This is a genomic window from Rhodopseudomonas palustris (genome assembly GCF_003226555.1).
Classification (GTDB): Bacteria; Pseudomonadota; Alphaproteobacteria; order Rhizobiales; family Xanthobacteraceae; genus Rhodopseudomonas; species Rhodopseudomonas palustris_I.
In genome coordinates this window covers 167,695-184,830 of sequence record NZ_QKQS01000026.1, presented here as the reverse complement: position 1 = coordinate 184,830, position 17,136 = coordinate 167,695, and the positions used below count along the sequence as shown (strand labels likewise).

Genomic DNA, 17,136 nt, shown 5'->3' with positions numbered 1-17,136 from the left:
CGAGAGAAATCAATGCAGGCAGCCTTCCTCGCCGACCGTGGCGTTCTCAAGATCAGCGGGCCCGACGCGCGGCATCTGCTGAACGGACTGGTCACCACCGATCTCACCAAGCTCGCACCCGGCGCCGGCCGGTTCGGCGCGCTGCTGACGCCGCAGGGCAAGATCGTCACCGATTTCCTGATCACCGAGCTGCCGGCTGAAGACGACGGCGGCTTCCTGCTGGATTGTCCGAAACCGCTCACAGACGCGCTGGCCACCAAGCTGAAATTCTACAAGCTGCGCGCCAAGGTGCTGATCGAGAACCTGTCGGACCGGCTCGGCGTGCTGGCGCTGTGGGGCGGCGAACCATCGCAGCCGCCGGAGATGGGCTTCCGCGATCCGCGCGGCGAGCAGCTCGGCTGGCGCATCCTGGTGCCGGAGATCCTGGCCAAGGCCACTACCGAAGCGCTCGGCGCGATGCTGGCGACGGCGGACGACTACGACTCGCACCGGATTGCCTGCGGCGTCCCGGCCGGCGGCGTCGATTTCGGCTATGCGGACGCGTTTCCGCACGAGGCCAATATGGATCGGCTGTCCGGCGTCGATTTCAACAAGGGCTGCTACATCGGCCAGGAAGTGGTGTCGCGGATGCACCATCGCGGCACCGCGCGCACCCGAATCGTGCGCGTCACCTTCGACGGCGCCGCGCCGCAGCCCGGCAGCGACATCACCGCCGGCGACAAGAGCGTCGGCACCATGGGATCGTCGGCAACCGGCCGCGGGCTGGCGCTGCTGCGGATCGACCGCGTCGCCGAGGCACGCGAAGCGTCGCTGCCGCTCCACGCAGGCGTCGTGAGCTTGCAGATCGCCGATCCCGATGAGCTGACGCAGGCACAGCGGAAGACCGCACCATGACCCGCGCCGCACGCATCGGTGCCGACGGCCTCGTGCGCTGTCCGTGGCCGGGCGACGATCCGCTTTACGTCGCCTATCACGACACCGAATGGGGCGTGCCGGAATACGACGACCGCGCACTGTACGAGAAGCTGATCCTCGACGGTTTCCAGGCCGGGCTGTCGTGGATCACCATCCTTCGCAAGCGCGACAATTTCCGCCGCGCCTTCGACGATTTCGATCCCGAGAAGATCGCCCGCTACGACGCCGACAAGATCGCGGCGCTAATGAACGACGTCGGCATCGTCCGCAACCGCGCCAAGATCGAAGGCACGATCGGCAGCGCCAAGGCATGGCTCAAGATCCAGGAAGAAGGCCCGGGCTTCTCGAAACTGCTGTGGGACTTCGTCGGCGGCGAGCCGAAGGTCAACAGCTTCAAGACCACCGCGGGCGTGCCGGCCTCGACGCCGCTGTCGGTGAAAATCTCCAAAGAGCTGGCGGGACGCGGCTTCAAATTCGTCGGCCCGACGATCGTGTACGCCTTCATGCAGGCGGTCGGAATGGTCAACGACCATCTGGTCGATTGCCACTGTCACGCCACCTGCGGGCAGATCAAGAAACCGGCGCGGCGAAAAACGTCGCCGCCACGCCGGTAGCCCTCGCGCGGCTCGTCCGCAGGACGAGCTCAGAAATGCGCGTTGCGCACGACTTCGACGTCGCTGATCGCCAGAATGCCGATCTGGCGCTGGACGATCGGGTAGATGCCGTCGAGCAGCAGCGGCAGGTCGGCGGGATCGAGGATACAAATCACCGCCATCATCTTGCCGGCGTCGCCCACGAGGCCGCTCGCCTCCCAGCGGCCTTCGTGACCGTTACCTGCCAGCACCGGCAGCACGCTGTAGCCGGAGACGCGTAGCGAGTCGAAGCGCGCCACCACCCGCCGCAGCAGCGGCGCCTCGATGAAGATTTCGACTCGTTTCTTCAGGTGGGTTTCCATCGCAGCCTCCTTCACTTCGTCAGATGAGTCGCCAGCGCGATGTAGAGCGGGATGCCGACGATGAGGTTGAACGGGAAGGTAATGCCGAGCGACAGCGTCAGCGCGATCGCCGGATTGGCGCGCGGCAGCGCCAGCCGCATCGCCGCCGGCGCCGCGATGTAGGACGCCGACGCCGTCAGCGTGATCAGCACCGCGGCGCTGCCGCTGGACAGGCCGAGCGCCATGGCCACCACGCTGGCCAGGGCCGCACCGATCAGCGGCATCACCAAACCGAACGCCGTGGTGGCCGGGGACAGCTCACTCCAGCCCCGCGTCAGCCAGCGGCCGGCGACCAGGCCGAGATCGAGTAGGAACAGGCAGAGCAGCCCGGGAAAGAGGTCGCTGACGAAGGGCTTCAGCATCGTCATGCCGGAGTTGCCGCTGATGGCGCCGATCACGAAGGCACCGACCAGCATCACGATCGAGCCGTGCAGCGCGATCTCCCGAAACACGCTGCGTTCGGAGGACGCATGGTCGCCGCTGCGGCCGTGCGCGATCATCAGCGCAGTGAAGATCGCCGGCGTTTCCATCGCCGCCGCGACTGCTACCAGCCAGCCGTCGAACGGGATCGACAGTTGGGTGAGCGCACCGGTGACGGCGAGAAACGTCACCGCCGAAATCGACCCGTAATGGCCGGCTACCGCGGCGGCGTCGACTGAGTCGAGGCCGCAGATCCGGCGCAGGATGATATAGGCGATGATCGGCACGGTGGCGGACAGCAGCACGCCGGCCATCATCGTCAGCACCAGGAGCGAGCTGAAGCCGTGGTGCGCGACCTCGGCGCCGCCGCGGAAGCCGATCGACATCAACAGATACAATGCCAGAAACTTGCTGATCTGCTCGGGCAGGCCGAGATCGGAGCGTAGCAACGCCGCGATCAGGCCGAGGCCGAAGAACAGCACCATCGGCGACAGCAGGTTTGCAGAAGCGAGGTCGAAGATTTGCACGCGTTGGTCCCTTTCAACTTCGCCCGGCTCGCGGCCGGAGCGATGACGTCGGGGTTCCGTAAGGCGGCGGCTATGATTTTTGAAATTGATAATATAAAATCGTTACATTGCATAAATTGATGATGCTCGGATGCCCCGCCGCCTGACCAATCTTGATCTCGACCTCGTCCGCACCTTCGTCGCCATCGCGGCGATGGGCAATTTCACGCGCGCCGCGCAATCGCTGCGGCTGCAGCAGTCGACTGTGTCGCTGCAAATGCAGCGCCTCGAAGACGCGCTCGGCCACAGTCTGATGCAGCGCAGTCCGCAGGGCGTGCGGCTGACCGCCGAAGGCGAGATCTTCCTCGGCTATGCGCGGCGCATGCTCGAGCTCAACGACGAGGTGGTGGCACGCGTGGTCGAGCCGCAAATGCGCGGCGTTGTCCGGCTCGGCACACCCGAGGATTTCGCCACCCGCCATCTCCCGGACGTGTTGGCGCAGTTCGCCCATGCCTATCCGGCGGTGGCGCTGGAGGTGACCTGCGACCTCACGCTCCATCTCATCGATAAATTCGGCAAAGGCGCATTCGACCTCGCGCTGGTCAAGCGCGAGCGCACGAACAATGGCGGCGGCATCCGCGTCTGGCGGGAACCGCTGGTCTGGGTCACCGTCGATCGCCGGGCGATCGATACCGGTCGGCCGCTGCCGCTCGTGGTGTCGCCGACGCCGTGTGTCTATCGCAAGCGCGCCGTCGACGCGCTCGACCGCGCCCGGAGACCGTGGCGGGTGGCCTATACCTGCGGTTCGCTCGCCGGTTCGCTCGCCGCCGTCAAGGCCGGCCTCGGCGTCACCGTGTTGCCCAAGGACATGGTGCCGGCCGACCTCGATACGATCGACGGCGCGCCGCTCCCGGATCTCAAAGATACCGAGATCGCGCTGCTTCACGCGTCCGATCTGTCGCCGCCGGCGCAGCGGCTGAGCGAACACATCGTGCGCTGTCTCGGCTGACAGCGTAAGAAGCGGCGACCGACACGCCCCCTGCAACAAGGAAACCATGACGAATTCGCCAACCGCAATGCGCGCAGCCTCGCCCCGCGTCTGGCAGCGGATGCTGTCCGGCCGCAGGCTCGATCTGCTGGACCCCTCGCCGCTCGACGTGGAGTTCGCCGACATCGCCCACGGCCTCGCCCGGGTGGCGCGGTGGAACGGCCAGACCAGCGGCGCGCACATCTTTTCGGTGGCTCAGCACACCCTGCTGGTGGAGGCGGTGATGCGCGAGAAGAACCCGCGGATCGACGCCAGGCTGCGGCTCGCCGCGCTGTTGCACGACGCCCCGGAATACGTGATCGGCGACATGATCTCGCCGTTCAAGGCGGTGATCGGCGAATCCTACAAGCGGGTCGAAAGGCGGCTGCTCGGCGCGATCCACATCCGCTTCGGCCTGCCAGCGGTGCTGGACGAAGCGATCGAACGCCAGATCAAGGCCGCCGATCGCGGCTCCGCCTACCTCGAAGCCATTCATCTCGCCGGTTTCACCAAGACCGAGGCCAAGCGGCTGTTCGGTAACGATCCGGGGCTGCCGGAGGCGATGGTCGAGGACTATCTGACGCCGTGGCCGGCCGGAAAGGCCGAAAAGCGGCTGCTAGCCCGGTTCCAGAGCCTGCAGGATTGAGTCCCGTCATCGCGCTTTCACCGCTCGCGGCGCAGGATTAGGATTGCGCCAATCTCGGAAAGGCCCATGATTCACGTCTGCTCGCTCGCAGCCCTGCATCCGACCGTTGCGACCACCGAGGCCAGCCATGTGCTCTCGGTGATGGCCAATGTCGGCCAGGTGCAGCGCCCGGCCACGGTGCTGGAGGCCAACCATCTGCGCATCGAGATGGACGACATCACCGAGGTGATGGACGGCTTCAACGCGCCGAAGCTCGATCACATCACGCAGCTACTGGATTTCGTCCGGGGCTGGGACCGCGCGGCGCCGCTGGTGGTGCATTGCTACGCCGGCATCAGCCGCTCCACCGCAAGCGCGTTCGCAGCCGCCTGCGCGCTCAATCCACACCGCGACGAGGTGACGATCGCCCGCCAGATCCGCCGGGCCTCGCCCTGCGCCTCGCCGAACAGGTTGATCGTGGCGCTGGCCGATCGGGCGCTGGGGCGGGAGGGGCGGATGCTGCGCGCGCTGGAGGCGATCGGGCCCGGCGATCTCAGCATCGAGGGCGTGCCGTTCCGCGTCGACCTCGAATGAGCCTGCCCTCCGAGACGAGCGACAAGGCCAAGGTGCCGATCGAGATCGGGCTGACCGCGGCGATCGTCGCGATCGAGGCCAACGAGCCGATGATCCTGACCGCCTCGGGCGGCAACGGCGGTGCCGGCCTGCCGTATGGACCGTTCGACGCCATCACCCACCGCACCCTGGAAATCGGCTTGCGGGCCTGGGTGGAAGAACAGACCGGGCTGCGGCTCGGCTATGTCGAGCAGCTCTACACCTTCGGCGACCGCGGCCGTCATGCCCGGCCCAGCGACACCGAGGTCCACGTCGCTTCGATCGGCTATCTGGCGCTGACGCGCGCGGCCGACAACGCCGCCCGCGCCGCCGGTGCCACCTTCGAGCCGTGGTACCGCTTCTTCCCCTGGGAAGACTGGCGCGAGCAGCAGCCCGCGATCATCGCGCGCGACATCATTCCCGAACTCACCGCCTGGGCGGCGCAGGCCGAGGAGCCGGATACGGCGCGGGCGCTGGCGCGCAAGGACCGCGTGCGGCTGTTCTTCGGGATCGACGGCGCGCCGTGGGACGAGGAGCGCGTGCTCGACCGCTACGAGCTCTTGTACGAGGCCGGGCTGATCGAGGAGGCGCGCCGCGACGGCCGCCCCGCGGCGCTGTCGCGGAGCAAAATGCCGATGCTCGGCGTGGCAATGCGGTTCGATCACCGCCGAATCCTCGCCACCGCGATCGCGCGGCTGCGCGCCAAACTGAAATACCGCCCGGTGGTGTTCGAACTTCTCCCGCCCGAGTTCACACTCACCGAATTGCAGCATACCGTCGAGGCGATCTCCGGCCGGCATTTGCACAAGCAGAACTTCCGCCGCCTAGTGGAAGCCGGCGCGCTGGTCGAACCGACCGGCGAGATGTCGACACGAACCGGCGGGCGCCCCGCCGCGCTGTTCCGCTTCCGCCGCGAGGTGCTGCAGGAACGCCCCGCCCCCGGCCTGCGCGTGCGCGGCCGGCGGTAATTCAGTCAATGCGAAACGCCCCGCCGTCCGGGCCGCTCGCCTGGAGGTTGGATGTTCGAGCTACTGGCTTTTGCGATCGCCATCGTCGCCTTGGTGACCGCCCGCAAGGCGCAGACCCAGATTCGCGACCTGCGCGCCCGGCTCGACGCCCTCGCCGCCGGACAGCCGCTGCCGATAGCCCCCCAGGCCGCCACCGCGCCGCCCGCCGCGACCAACGAAGCGCCGCTGGCTCCCGACGTCGAGCCGGCGCCGGAGCTTGCCGCGACGATCGCCGCTGAACCACCGACGACCGCGACCACGACCGCGGAGACCACGTCTGACCCGGCAAAACCCGGCTTCGAGGAGCGGATCGGCACCCGCTGGGTGGTGTGGGTCGGCGGCCTGACGCTGGCGCTCGGCGGCTTCTTCATGGTGCGCTACTCGATCGAGCAGGGCTTGCTCGGCCCCGGCGTGCGTGTGCTGCTCGGCGGACTGTTCGCGCTGGCGCTGCTGATCGCCGGCGAATGGACCCGCCGCAAGGAAGCCGTGACGCAGCTCGCCGCGCTGCCGATCGCCAACATTCCGGCGATCCTCACCGCAGCCGGCACCGCGGTGGCCTTCGCAACCGTCTATGCGGCCTACGCGCTGTACGATTTTCTGGTGCCCGCGACCGCCTTCATCCTGCTCGGCCTCGTCGCGCTCGGCACGCTCGCCGCAGCGCTGCTGCACGGCCCGGCGCTCGCCGGCCTCGGCGTCGTCGCCGGCTTTGCAACGCCGGTGCTGGTGTCGTCCGGCGAGCCCGACTACTGGGCGCTGTATATCTATCTCGCGGTCATCACCGCCGCCTCGTTCGCGCTCGCCCGCATCCGGCTGTGGCGCTGGCTGGCGGTGACGACGGTCGCGCTCGCTCTGCCGTGGACGCTGCCCGGCCTCGACGGCGCCGCGACGCTCGTCGCACCGCACGCGTTCCACGTCATCGCCGGCTTCGTGCTCGCCGCACTCTTGGTGGTGTGCGGCCTGCTGTTCGGCCCCTCGATCGAGCCGGGCCGGATCGAGCCGGTGTCGTCGGCCGCGCTCGCGACCTATCTGCTCGGCGCCGCGCTGATCGTCGTCGCCAGCGCCCACAGCGACGCGGCGCTGACCGTGTTCGCGGTACTGATCGCCGCGACCCTCGCCATCGCCTGGCGCGCGGCATCCGCCACCGCCGCGGTCGGAGCCGCGGCAGTCTTGGTCGGCCTGGTGTTCCTGTCCTGGGTGGTGCACGACAACCCCGACCTGCTGGTGCTGCCGGGCGGCGCGTTGCCGGGCATCGGCGCCGATCCGCTGGCCGGCGCGGTAACCACGCATCTGATCGCCGCCACCGTGTTCGGGATCGGCTTCGCCGGCTTCGGCATCCTAGCGCAAGGCCGTTCGCCGAACGCCAGCGTGCCGGTCATCTGGGCAGCCTCGGGGGTATTCGCGCCGCTGGCGCTGGTGATCGCGCTGTACGCACGGATCGCCCATCTCGACCGCTCGATTCCGTTCGCGATCGTCGCTCTTGTGCTCGCCGCTGTGTTCGGTCTGGCGACCGAGCGGCTGAGCAAACGAGACAACCGGCCCGGACTGCCGATTTCGATCGCGCTGTTCGCCACCGGGACGCTCGGCGCGCTGGCGCTGGCGCTGACCTTCGCGCTGGAGAAGGGCTGGCTCACCATCGCGCTGGCGCTGATGGCGGCGGGGACCGCGTGGATCTCGCTGCAGCGTCCGATCCCATTCCTGCGCTGGCTCACCGCGATCCTCGCCGGCATCGTGGTGGCAAGTATCGGCTGGGAGCCGCGGATCGTCGGCGACGCGGTTGGTACCACGCCGGTGTTCAACTGGCTGCTGTGGGGCTACGGCGTGCCGGCGGCCTCGTTCTGGCTCGCCAGCATTTGGATGCGCCGGCGCGGCGACGACAAGCCGCTCCGCATGGTGGAATCCGCCGCGATCCTGTTCACCGTGCTGCTCGCCTTCATGGAGATCCGCCACGCCGTGAACGGCGGAGACGTCTATCGCGACAGCGCCGGGCTCACCGAAGTCGCCCTGCAAGTCTGCGTCACGCTGGCGATGGCGATCGGCCTGGAACGGCTGCGGCTGCGTAGCCATAGTCCGGTGCACAATGTCGCCGCCATCATGCTGGCGGTATTCGCGGCGCTGGGCAGCGTGTTCGGCCTGCTGCTGCTGGAGAACCCGGCGTTGTGGCCGGCCTATGTCGGTGGGCTGGTGATCAACCACCTCCTGCTCGGCTATGCGCTGCCGGCGGTGCTGGCGCTGCTGCTGTCCTACGCGGTGGCAGGCGTGCGGCGCCCGGCCTACGCCAACGGCTTTGCCGCATTGGCGCTGATCATGGCGCTCGCTTACGTGACGTTGCAGGTGCAGCGCGTGTATCACGGCCCGATCCTGTCGGATGGTCCGATCACCGATGCCGAACAATACACCTACTCGGTGGCGTGGCTGGTCTGCGGCGTGATGCTGCTCGGTGCCGGCCTGCTGTTCAACTCGCAGCGCGCCCGGCTGGCCTCGGCGGTCGTGATCGGGCTCACCGTGCTGAAGGTGTTCGTGATCGACATGTCGACGCTGACCGGCGTGTACCGGGCGCTGTCGTTCATGGGGCTCGGCGTGGTGCTCGTGGCGATCGGTTGGCTGTATCAGCGCATCCTGTTCCGTCCGCGCGGCACAGCGGCGGCAACTGCGCCATTGCAGCCTCCGCCGCCGTCGGACTCGTCTTAAATGTGATCGGTCGGCGCCGCCTCAGCCGGCGGTCTCCGTCGATCGCCCGGTCAACGCCGTGAGGGCGATCTTGACCCGCCTGTTGTGTCTGCCCTTCTTCTCGACGCTGGTCACAGCGAGGCTTACGATCTCGCCGGTGGAGCGCACATGGGTGCCGCCGCACGGCTGCCGGTCGATGTCGCCGATGCTCACCAGTCGAAGCTGATTCCCGGTTTGCGGCGGCGCAGCTTGGACTGTTCGCACCAGCGACGGCATGGCCGACATCTCGTCAGCGCTCCGATACTGAATCTCGACCGGAAGATCCTTGCCGATGAGCGCATTGAGGCGGTCCGTTAATAGCTGACGATCGAGGGGCCCCTCGATGTCGAAATCGAGGCGAGCGTAGTCGGGATAGATCGCGCATCCCGTCACCGGCGCATCGACCAGACTGCACATCAGATGCAGGGAGGTGTGGAGACGCATCAAGCGGTATCGCCGCTCCCAATCGATCCGGGCCAGCACCTTGGCGCCGATCAGGCTCCGATCGGGCGGCGTCGCGAGGACATGAGCGATCCGGAGACGGCCGGGAATATACTGCGTATTCACGACCCGCAGCGGCACGCCGCCATCTAGGACGAGTTCGCCGACATCACCCGGCTGGCCGCCACTCTCCGCATAGAAGATCGTCTTCTCGAGACACACTCCCGCATCGGACTGGTCCACGATCGTGGTCTCCAGTTCCCGGATGTGAGCGTCGGTTTCGAAGAGTTTGATCGTGGGCACGATGGTCATGGCGCCTCGGTTGCGGACAAACAGTATGGGCGATCGGGTGAGCCCAAGCGACAGCCGTGCTCTGGCGATGCCGCGCGTAGTGCGGCCACCGCCGGAGATGCATTCGCTCCGGATATCATCGTGCTCAGATTGTTGGTGTCAAAGGCAACTCAGACGCAGGACTACCCGCGAGCACAGCTCGAACGTGATACGTCGATGTTCGTCGGAACACGACCGGGATGTTGCCATGCGACCTCCTGCTCGTCGGCCTCGCACCACGCGTCCCTCTTGGCCGAACTAACAACACGACCAGAGGTTGATTTGCATCATCTGCAGCCGCATTGTTCGGGTCAATCGAAACATTGTCTGGCAAACAATGTGGACACCCGTCCTGACCGGCAGACATCCCGTGCGCTACGTCGCGATCGTCGAGGCTCTGGCCGAGGCGATCGCGACCGGCGTGTTGCGGCCGGGAGACCGGCTGCCCACTCATCGTGAGCTCGCCTGGCGCCTCGAGGTCAATGTCAGCACGGTGTCGCGCGCTTACGCCGAGGCGAGCCGGAGACATCTGATCTCCGGCGAGGTCGGCCGCGGCACCTATGTGTTGTCCGAGAGCCGTGAAGCTGTGCTGTTCGTGCTCAAGGACCCGAACCACGACGCCCCTCTCCGAGTCACCGACCTCTCCACCAACGTTCCGGCGATCGATCCGTCGATCACAGATCTGGATCTGGCCCTGGCGGACATCGCACGCGATGGAGGATTGGCCGCCGCGCTCGATCACCCGACACCCGCGCTCATTGCCCGCACCCGCGCCACCGCAGCGCGTTGGGTCGCCGCGCGCGGCCTCGAATTGCGCCCCACCGACATCGTGCCTACGGCAGGCGCGCACCAGGCATTGCTCGCGGTGCTACTTTCCATCTGCACTGCCGGCGAACCGGTACTGGTTGAGGAACTGACCTTTCCCGGCATCAAGGCGTTGGCCCGCCAGCTCGGTCTGCCGCTGCATGGCGTCGCGATGGATGCTCAGGGCATCGTGCCGGAGGCGCTCGATCGCGCGGCGCGGGCGACCTCGGCGCGCGTCGTGGTGCTGGTCCCTGCGCTGCAGAATCCCACCGGCGCGACGATGAGCGAGGCGCGCCGCGCCGAGGTGGCCGAGATCGCCGAGCGGCGCGATCTGCAGATCATCGAAGACGATATCTACGGCACCCTGGCAGCGACGCCGCCGCTGGCGATGCTGCTGCCGGACCGTTGCACACTGGTCACGAGCTTCTCGAAGTCGGTCGCCGCCGGCCTGCGCTTCGGACTAGTTGCAGGAGCCGGTCCGGTCGTGCGCGCCGTGGCGGCCGAGCCGCAGACGACACTCTGGCCGTTAGCGCCGCTAATGGCGGAGGTCGCCTGCCGATGGATGGAAGACGGGACCGCCCTGCGCCGCGCCGAATGGCAGCGCGACGAGGTGGGTGTTCGCCACCGGCTCGCCCGCCGCATTCTACCGAATGGTCGGGTTGGCAATCCGCCGCCGTCGCCGCATGCGTGGCTCGCGGTGCCGCCGGAGATGACGGACCCGGTGTCGGCGTGCCGAGCTGTCGGTGTCGATGTCGTCTCGGCCGCGACCTTCGCAGTCACTCGCGAGGCGCCACCTCGAATCCGGATCAGCCTGACAGCAGCACAGACGCGCGCCGAGCTCGGCCGCGCGTTGGACCGGCTCGCAGCCGTCGGAATCTCATGGCCAACGAATTCTGAAACGTGACGCGGGCGACGTGCCCCGATTCAACTTAGTCCGTCGAGCGGCGCAGTTCGGACGCGGCTTCGACCTTGGCGGTTTCGGCCTTGGCGTTGTCGGCCTTGGCGTTGTCGGCCTTCGGCGGATCGAGCCTTGCCGACTCGACGCGCGGCACCGGCACGCTGGCGGTGACTTCGGCGCGCTGCTGAACGCCGGGCGCATGCAGCGACCGCGGGCGGCTCTGCGTATGCGAATGCGAAATTGCTCGGGCGAGCTGAATTCGGCCGGAATGGCGGAAGTCGCAATAGGCAAAGCCCATGCCCGACACCGAGCCGCGGAAGCTGCGTTCGCTGGTCTTGGTGAGGTTGAAGCAGGGCTCGAATGGGATGCCCTTGATCGATGCGCAGATCGACTCGCCGCGGACCTGCAGCGTATTGCCCGGCAGGCGCATGAAGCGGTTCGGGCCGGAGCCGGAGAACTGGACTTGGCCGGCGGCGCCGCCGTCGTCGAACACGCGGCCTGCGCCGCGTGTTCCATCGAAGCAGGTGAAGGCGAACACCTTGTTGGCCACAAATTTACGCGCCTCGTCCGCATTCATCGAACCGGCCATCGCCGGAAGGACGGCAGCACCTGAGATCACGGCGCCGAAGACGAAACGCGCAAACATGCCTGTACTCCTACTGGGAGCGGGTGGAACTCGTTTAACCCGATCCTTACCATACAAACTGAGGCAAGAATGGCGCAGCTTGGTTGGTAAAGTCTGAACGAAGTAACCGATCCCCTACGTAATTTTCACCACGATGCGGCCGCGAACCTGGCCGGCCAGCACCTTGGCGCCCGCGTCGATGACCTGGTCGAGGCTGATTTCTTGCGTAATTTCCGCGAGTTTCGCCGGGTCGAGATCGGTGGCGAGCCGCTCCCAGGCGCGCTTGCGCTCGGCCAGCGGGCACATCACCGAGTCGATGCCGTAAAGACACACTCCGCGCAAAATGAACGGAGCGACCGAACTCGGCAGGTCCATGCCGGCGGCAAGGCCGCAGGCCGCGATGGCGCCGCGATACTTGGTCATCGACAGCAGATTGGCCAGCGTGGTCGAGCCGACGCTGTCGATGCCGCCTGCCCAGCGCTCCTTCGCCAGCGGCTTGGCCGGACCGGACAGTTCGTTGCGGTCGATGATCTCGGCGGCGCCGAGCTGACGCAAGTAAGCCTCTTCGGACGCACGGCCGGTCGAAGCAATGACGTGATAGCCGAGCTTGGACAGCAGCGCGATCGCCACCGAACCGACGCCACCAGCCGCGCCGGTGACCACCACCGGGCCATCCTTCGGGGTCAGGCCGTGCTTCTCCAGCGCCAGCACGCTCAGCATCGCGGTGTAGCCCGCCGTGCCGATTGCCATCGCGTCACGCGCGCTCAAGGATTGCGGCAAGCGCACCAGCCAGTCGCCCTTGACGCGGGCCTTCTCCGCATAGGCGCCGAGATGGGTTTCGCCCATGCCCCAGCCGTTGCAGACCACCTTGTCGCCGGCCTTCCAGTCGGGGTGCGAGGACTCCAGCACGGTGCCGGCGAAATCGATGCCGGCGATCATCGGGAAGCGCCGCACGACGGGTGCTTTGCCGGTGACGGCGAGACCGTCCTTGTAGTTCAGGGTCGACCATTCGACCGCCACGGTGACGTCGCCATCCATCAGCTCGGCTTCATCGAACTGGGTCAGAGCTGCCGTCGTGCCTTTGTCGGCCTTGTCGATCCTGATCGCCTTGAACGTCGCCATTCCACTCCCCTTGAATTGTGGTTGTCAGTGCCGACGTGAGTTAGAGAACCAAAGGGTCGGCTGTAAAGGTCGCGGTGCAGCGCAGCGATGCAATTCCGTGACTCTGGTGTGACGATTTAGCCCTTTCGGCCTCTGGCGGAACCCGACTGCGCGTGTTATATTAGATTTGCTCTTAATGAGGATAAGTCTTGTCCTCTTGAGTTCCGAAAGCGGGCGCGCAGGCGCTGGTTGCTTGACGGAAGCGGTTCAAAGCGCAGCGGATGGAAGCTTGCCGGCCCTTTGTGGCCGGATTTCTCAAGCCCGGAATATGCTCAAAGTGAGTATATGCTGGGTCGCGTACCAGGGGAGGCGTCGATGCCGCTTGCTGAACTCTATGGCCCCGAGAATTTCGGCCTGCCGCCGCACGCGCGCCAAGGTGCGCTGTCGCGCGCCCCGCTGAGCGTTGCGGAGAAGGCGCGCGCGCTGCCGATGCCGTCGCTCGACTGGACGCCGGAGGTCGAGGCTGCGACCGCGCATCTGTATGCGAAGGTGCAGAATGTTATCCCGCCCGTCGAATGGCCGTTCATGGCGCCGTACGTCAAGGCGATCAACGAGCTGAAGCGCGAGCGCGACGCCGTGATCCTGGCGCACAACTACCAGACGCCGGAAATCTTCCATTGCGTTGCCGACATCGTCGGCGACTCGCTGCAGCTCGCGATCGAGGCCACCAAGGTGAAGGCTTCGACCATCGTGCAGTGCGGCGTGCACTTCATGGCCGAGACCTCGAAGATCCTGAATCCGGAGAAGCGCGTGTTGATCCCGGATTCACGCGCCGGCTGTTCGCTCGCCTCTTCAATCACCGGCGCGGACGTCCGGCTGCTGCGCGAGAAGTTTCCCGGCGTGCCGGTGGTGGCTTACGTCAACACATCCGCGGACGTGAAGGCCGAGGTCGACATCTGCTGCACCTCGTCCAACGCCGTGCGGGTGGTCGAAAGCCTCGGCGTCGATCGCGTCATCATGGTGCCGGATCAGTATCTGGCGAAGTACGTCGCCTCGCAGACCAAGGTGAAGATCATCGCCTGGAAGGGCGCCTGCGAAGTGCACGAGCGCTTCACCGGCGACGAGCTGCGGGTCTATCGCGAGGCCGATCCGAGCGTGAAGATCATCGCGCATCCGGAATGCCCGCCGGACGTGCTGGCCGAGGCCGACTTCACCGGCTCGACCGCGCACATGATCGACTGGGTCAAGACCAAGCACCCCAAGCGCGTGGTGATGATCACCGAGTGCTCGATGGCCGACAACGTCCAGGCCGAGCTGCGCGACGTCGAAATGGTGCGGCCGTGCAATCTGTGCCCGCACATGAAGCGGATCACGCTGGCGAAGATCCTCGACAGCCTGGTGTACCTGCGTGAGGAAGTGACGGTCGATCCCGCCATCGTCGCGCCGGCCCGGCGCTCGGTGGAGCGGATGATCAACCTGAACAACTGAGCCTCGCGGCTCGCGACGAATGGCGGCGTCCGTGCCGCCATCGCTGTGCATCGAAGGCGTTCGCGGACAGTCGCGTGAGAGTTGGATCGCCGCAATGAGCAGCACGCCCGAGTTCGCACATCTTGGCGTCCATGGTGACGTCGTCATCGTCGGCGGCGGTCTCGCCGGCCTGTTCTGCGCACTGAAGCTGGCACCGCGTCCGGTGACGGTGATCAGCGCCGCGCCGCTCGGCGAAGGCGCCTCGACCGCCTGGGCGCAAGGCGGCATCGCCGCCGCGGTCGGCGAAGGCGACAGCGCCGAATCGCATGCGGCCGACACCATTGCGGTCGGCGCCGGGCTGGTCGACGAGGCGGTGGCGCATCGCCTCGCCGGCGAAGCCGCCGCGCGCATCCACGATCTGCTCAGCTACGGCGTGCCGTTCGACCGCGATCTCGAAGGCCGGCTGGCGGTGGCGCGCGAAGCGGCGCATTCGGCGCGGCGCATCGTTCACGTTCGCGGTGACATGGCGGGTCAGGCGATCATCAGCGCGCTCACCGAGGCGGTGCGCGCCACGCCGTCGATCAAGGTGATCGAAGGCTGGTTCGCCGACGGGCTGCTGATGCACGACGACGCGGTCGCCGGACTGCGGCTGCGCAAGGTCGGCGACGCCGCCGGCACTCCGATGCACATCCCGGCGCGCGCCGTGGTGCTGGCCACCGGCGGCATCGGCCATCTCTATGCCGTCACCACCAATCCGATCGAAGCCCGCGGCGTCGGGCTTGCAATCGCGGCGCGCGCCGGCGCGCGAATTGCCGATCCGGAGTTCGTACAATTCCATCCGACCGCCATCATGGTCGGCCGCGATCCGGCGCCGCTCGCCACCGAGGCGCTGCGCGGCGAAGGCGCGATCCTGATCAACGGCCAGGGCGAACGCTTCATGCTCGCAGCGCATCCGCTCGCCGAGCTGGCGCCACGTGACATCGTCGCCCGCGGCGTGTTCGCCGAAGTCGCCTCCGGCCGCGGTGCTTATCTCGATGCCACCAAGGCGCTCGGCGCGCATTTCGCCGAACATTTCCCGACCGTGTACGAGAGCTGCATCTCGGCCGGCATCGATCCGGCCACCCAGCCGATTCCGATCGCGCCGGCAGCGCACTACCACATGGGCGGCGTCGCGGTGGACATGAACGGCCGCAGCTCGCTGCGCGGGCTCTGGGCCGCCGGCGAGGTTTCCTGCACCGGCGCACACGGCGCCAACCGGCTCGCGTCCAACTCGCTGCTGGAAGCGGTGGTGTACGCGGCGCGGATCGCCGAAGACATCGCCGGCACCGAACTCGCCGCCACCAAGTTGCGGCTCGATGTCCCCGAACCGCGCAGCACGCCGATCGATCCGGCGCAGGAGCTGCTGCTGCGGCAGACCATGGCCGGCAAGGTCGGCGTGATCCGCGACCGCGACGGGCTGACCGAGGCGGTGCGGACTTTAGCGGCGCTCGAGGCCGAAACCTCGTCGACCACGCTCGCCAACATGGCGTCGACCGCGCTGCTGGTCGCCACCGCGGCGCTGGCACGCACCGAGAGTCGCGGCGCGCACTACCGTGCCGACTATCCGGCCGAAAATCCGCAGGCCAAGCGTACCACCACGTCGCTGGCCGAGGCCCGCGAGCGCGCCGCTGCGCTCGGCGGCGCTGCTGCGCGCGCTCGCCTTTCTGCGCAAACCGCCCTCGCCTGATTCAGGACGCCCTTTCATGTTGCCGACTGCCCTGCTGCATCCCGATGCATTCCTGTCGCCTTTGGCGATCACCGACGCGGTGCGCCGCGCGCTCGACGAGGATCTCGGCCGGGCCGGCGACATCACCTCGATCGCGACGATTCCGGAAGCGACGCAGGCGCACGCTATTCTGGTCGCGCGCCAGGCTGGCGTGATCGCCGGACTGCCGCTGGCGATCGAGACCTTTCGCCAGCTCTCGCCGGACATCACCATCACCGCGCATGCGCGCGACGGCGACACGGTGGCGGCGGGCATTCAGGTGCTGACGATCTCCGGTCCCGCGCGGGCCGTGCTGACCGGCGAGCGCACCGCACTCAACTTCGTCGGCCGGCTGTCGGGCATCGCGACGCTGACCGCGGACTATGTCCGCCACACCGCGGGCAGCAAGATGCGGATCTGCTGCACCCGCAAGACCACGCCGGGCCTACGCGCGCTGGAGAAATACGCGGTGCGCTGCGGCGGCGGCTTCAATCACCGTTTCGGCCTCGACGACGCTATTCTGATCAAGGACAACCACATCGCGGTCGCCGGCGGCATCCGCCCGGTGCTGGAAGCGGCGCGCGCCAAGATCGGCCACCTCGTCAAGATCGAGATCGAGGTCGACACGCTCGATCAGCTCCGCGAGGTGCTCGACACCGGCCTCGCCGACGTCGTGCTGCTCGACAATATGGATCTCGACACCTTGAAGCAGGCGGTGGCGATGAGCGCCGCCCGCGTCGTGCTCGAAGCCTCCGGCGGCGTGACCCGCGAGTCGATCAGCCGCATCGCCGCAACCGGCGTCGACTATGCCTCCTCCGGCGCGCTGACGCATTCGGCCCCAAACTTCGACGTCGCACTCGATATCGACGCTTAGGCAGCCGGTTAGCCGAGGCGCTTTCGGCTAAAGCCAGACT

The 17,136-nt window shown here is 67.3% G+C and carries 16 protein-coding genes; 11 read left to right on the top strand and 5 right to left on the bottom strand.

From position 1 onward, the window contains the following. Window positions 1-12 precede the first annotated feature (12 nt). Window positions 13-894 (top strand): YgfZ/GcvT domain-containing protein, encoded by an 882-nt coding sequence (locus DNX69_RS21225; protein ID WP_110787984.1) that lies wholly within the window; start codon window positions 13-15, stop codon window positions 892-894. Then, entirely contained in the window at window positions 891-1,529 is a 639-nt protein-coding gene (locus tag DNX69_RS21220; RefSeq protein WP_110787983.1) for a DNA-3-methyladenine glycosylase I, read from the top strand. The genes DNX69_RS21225 and DNX69_RS21220 overlap by 4 nt, the downstream gene beginning before the upstream one ends. A 29-nt stretch (window positions 1,530-1,558) precedes the next feature. On the opposite strand, the gene DNX69_RS21215 is transcribed toward DNX69_RS21220, so the two are convergent. Both DNX69_RS21215 and DNX69_RS21210 read right to left on the bottom strand, forming a co-directional pair. After that, a complete protein-coding gene (locus tag DNX69_RS21215) occupies window positions 1,559-1,870 on the bottom strand; it encodes a P-II family nitrogen regulator (RefSeq protein WP_133256033.1) in 312 nt (103 codons plus the stop codon). Between the two features lie 11 nt (window positions 1,871-1,881). Next, a complete protein-coding gene (locus DNX69_RS21210; RefSeq protein ID WP_110787981.1) occupies window positions 1,882-2,856 on the bottom strand; it encodes a sodium-dependent bicarbonate transport family permease in 975 nt (324 codons plus the stop codon). Window positions 2,857-2,986: 130 nt separating this feature from the next. On the opposite strand from DNX69_RS21210, the gene DNX69_RS21205 reads away from it, so the two are divergent. The 5 genes from DNX69_RS21205 (at window position 2,987) to DNX69_RS21185 (ending at window position 8,794) form a co-directional block, all read left to right on the top strand. Further along, window positions 2,987-3,844, top strand: a complete 858-nt coding sequence (locus tag DNX69_RS21205; RefSeq protein ID WP_110787980.1) for a LysR substrate-binding domain-containing protein — start codon at window positions 2,987-2,989, stop codon at window positions 3,842-3,844. A gap of 46 nt (window positions 3,845-3,890) precedes the next feature. Then, on the top strand, window positions 3,891-4,508 hold the full coding sequence (locus tag DNX69_RS21200) for a YfbR-like 5'-deoxynucleotidase (RefSeq protein ID WP_110787979.1): 618 nt from the start codon (window positions 3,891-3,893) through the stop codon (window positions 4,506-4,508). Between the two features lie 66 nt (window positions 4,509-4,574). Beyond that, a complete protein-coding gene (locus tag DNX69_RS21195) occupies window positions 4,575-5,081 on the top strand; it encodes a tyrosine phosphatase family protein (protein ID WP_110787978.1) in 507 nt (168 codons plus the stop codon). Then, the gene (locus DNX69_RS21190; protein WP_110787977.1) at window positions 5,078-6,067 is read left to right on the top strand and encodes an NUDIX hydrolase; all 990 of its coding nucleotides are present in this window, start codon (window positions 5,078-5,080) and stop codon (window positions 6,065-6,067) included. The genes DNX69_RS21195 and DNX69_RS21190 overlap by 4 nt, the downstream gene beginning before the upstream one ends. 51 nt (window positions 6,068-6,118) lie before the next feature. Beyond that, entirely contained in the window at window positions 6,119-8,794 is a 2,676-nt protein-coding gene (locus DNX69_RS21185) for a DUF2339 domain-containing protein (RefSeq protein WP_110787976.1), read from the top strand. A gap of 21 nt (window positions 8,795-8,815) precedes the next feature. Here DNX69_RS21185 and DNX69_RS21180 read toward each other — a convergent pair whose 3' ends face one another. Continuing rightward, window positions 8,816-9,565, bottom strand: a complete 750-nt coding sequence (locus tag DNX69_RS21180; protein ID WP_110787975.1) for an alanyl-tRNA editing protein — start codon at window positions 9,563-9,565, stop codon at window positions 8,816-8,818. 295 nt (window positions 9,566-9,860) lie between these two features. Here DNX69_RS21180 and DNX69_RS21175 point away from each other — a divergent pair, with 295 nt between their 5' ends. Then, a complete protein-coding gene (locus DNX69_RS21175; protein ID WP_234827041.1) occupies window positions 9,861-11,291 on the top strand; it encodes a PLP-dependent aminotransferase family protein in 1,431 nt (476 codons plus the stop codon). A gap of 25 nt (window positions 11,292-11,316) precedes the next feature. Here the strand turns inward: DNX69_RS21175 and DNX69_RS21170 are convergent, their stop codons facing one another. Further along, on the bottom strand, window positions 11,317-11,931 hold the full coding sequence (locus DNX69_RS21170; RefSeq protein WP_110787973.1) for a hypothetical protein: 615 nt from the start codon (window positions 11,929-11,931) through the stop codon (window positions 11,317-11,319). A gap of 114 nt (window positions 11,932-12,045) precedes the next feature. Continuing rightward, window positions 12,046-13,032 (bottom strand): MDR family oxidoreductase, encoded by a 987-nt coding sequence (locus DNX69_RS21165; protein ID WP_110787972.1) that lies wholly within the window; start codon window positions 13,030-13,032, stop codon window positions 12,046-12,048. A 354-nt stretch (window positions 13,033-13,386) separates the two neighbouring features. On the opposite strand from DNX69_RS21165, the gene nadA reads away from it, so the two are divergent. The 3 genes from nadA (at window position 13,387) to nadC (ending at window position 17,096) form a co-directional block, all read left to right on the top strand. Continuing rightward, window positions 13,387-14,499, top strand: a complete 1,113-nt coding sequence (gene nadA, locus DNX69_RS21160) for a quinolinate synthase NadA (protein WP_110787971.1) — start codon at window positions 13,387-13,389, stop codon at window positions 14,497-14,499. 94 nt (window positions 14,500-14,593) lie between these two features. Continuing rightward, complete coding sequence (locus tag DNX69_RS21155) at window positions 14,594-16,204, top strand: L-aspartate oxidase (RefSeq protein ID WP_110788203.1); 1,611 nt, start codon at window positions 14,594-14,596, stop codon at window positions 16,202-16,204. Window positions 16,205-16,220: 16 nt separating this feature from the next. Further along, on the top strand, window positions 16,221-17,096 hold the full coding sequence (gene nadC, locus DNX69_RS21150) for a carboxylating nicotinate-nucleotide diphosphorylase (RefSeq protein WP_110787970.1): 876 nt from the start codon (window positions 16,221-16,223) through the stop codon (window positions 17,094-17,096). Window positions 17,097-17,136 lie beyond the last annotated feature (40 nt).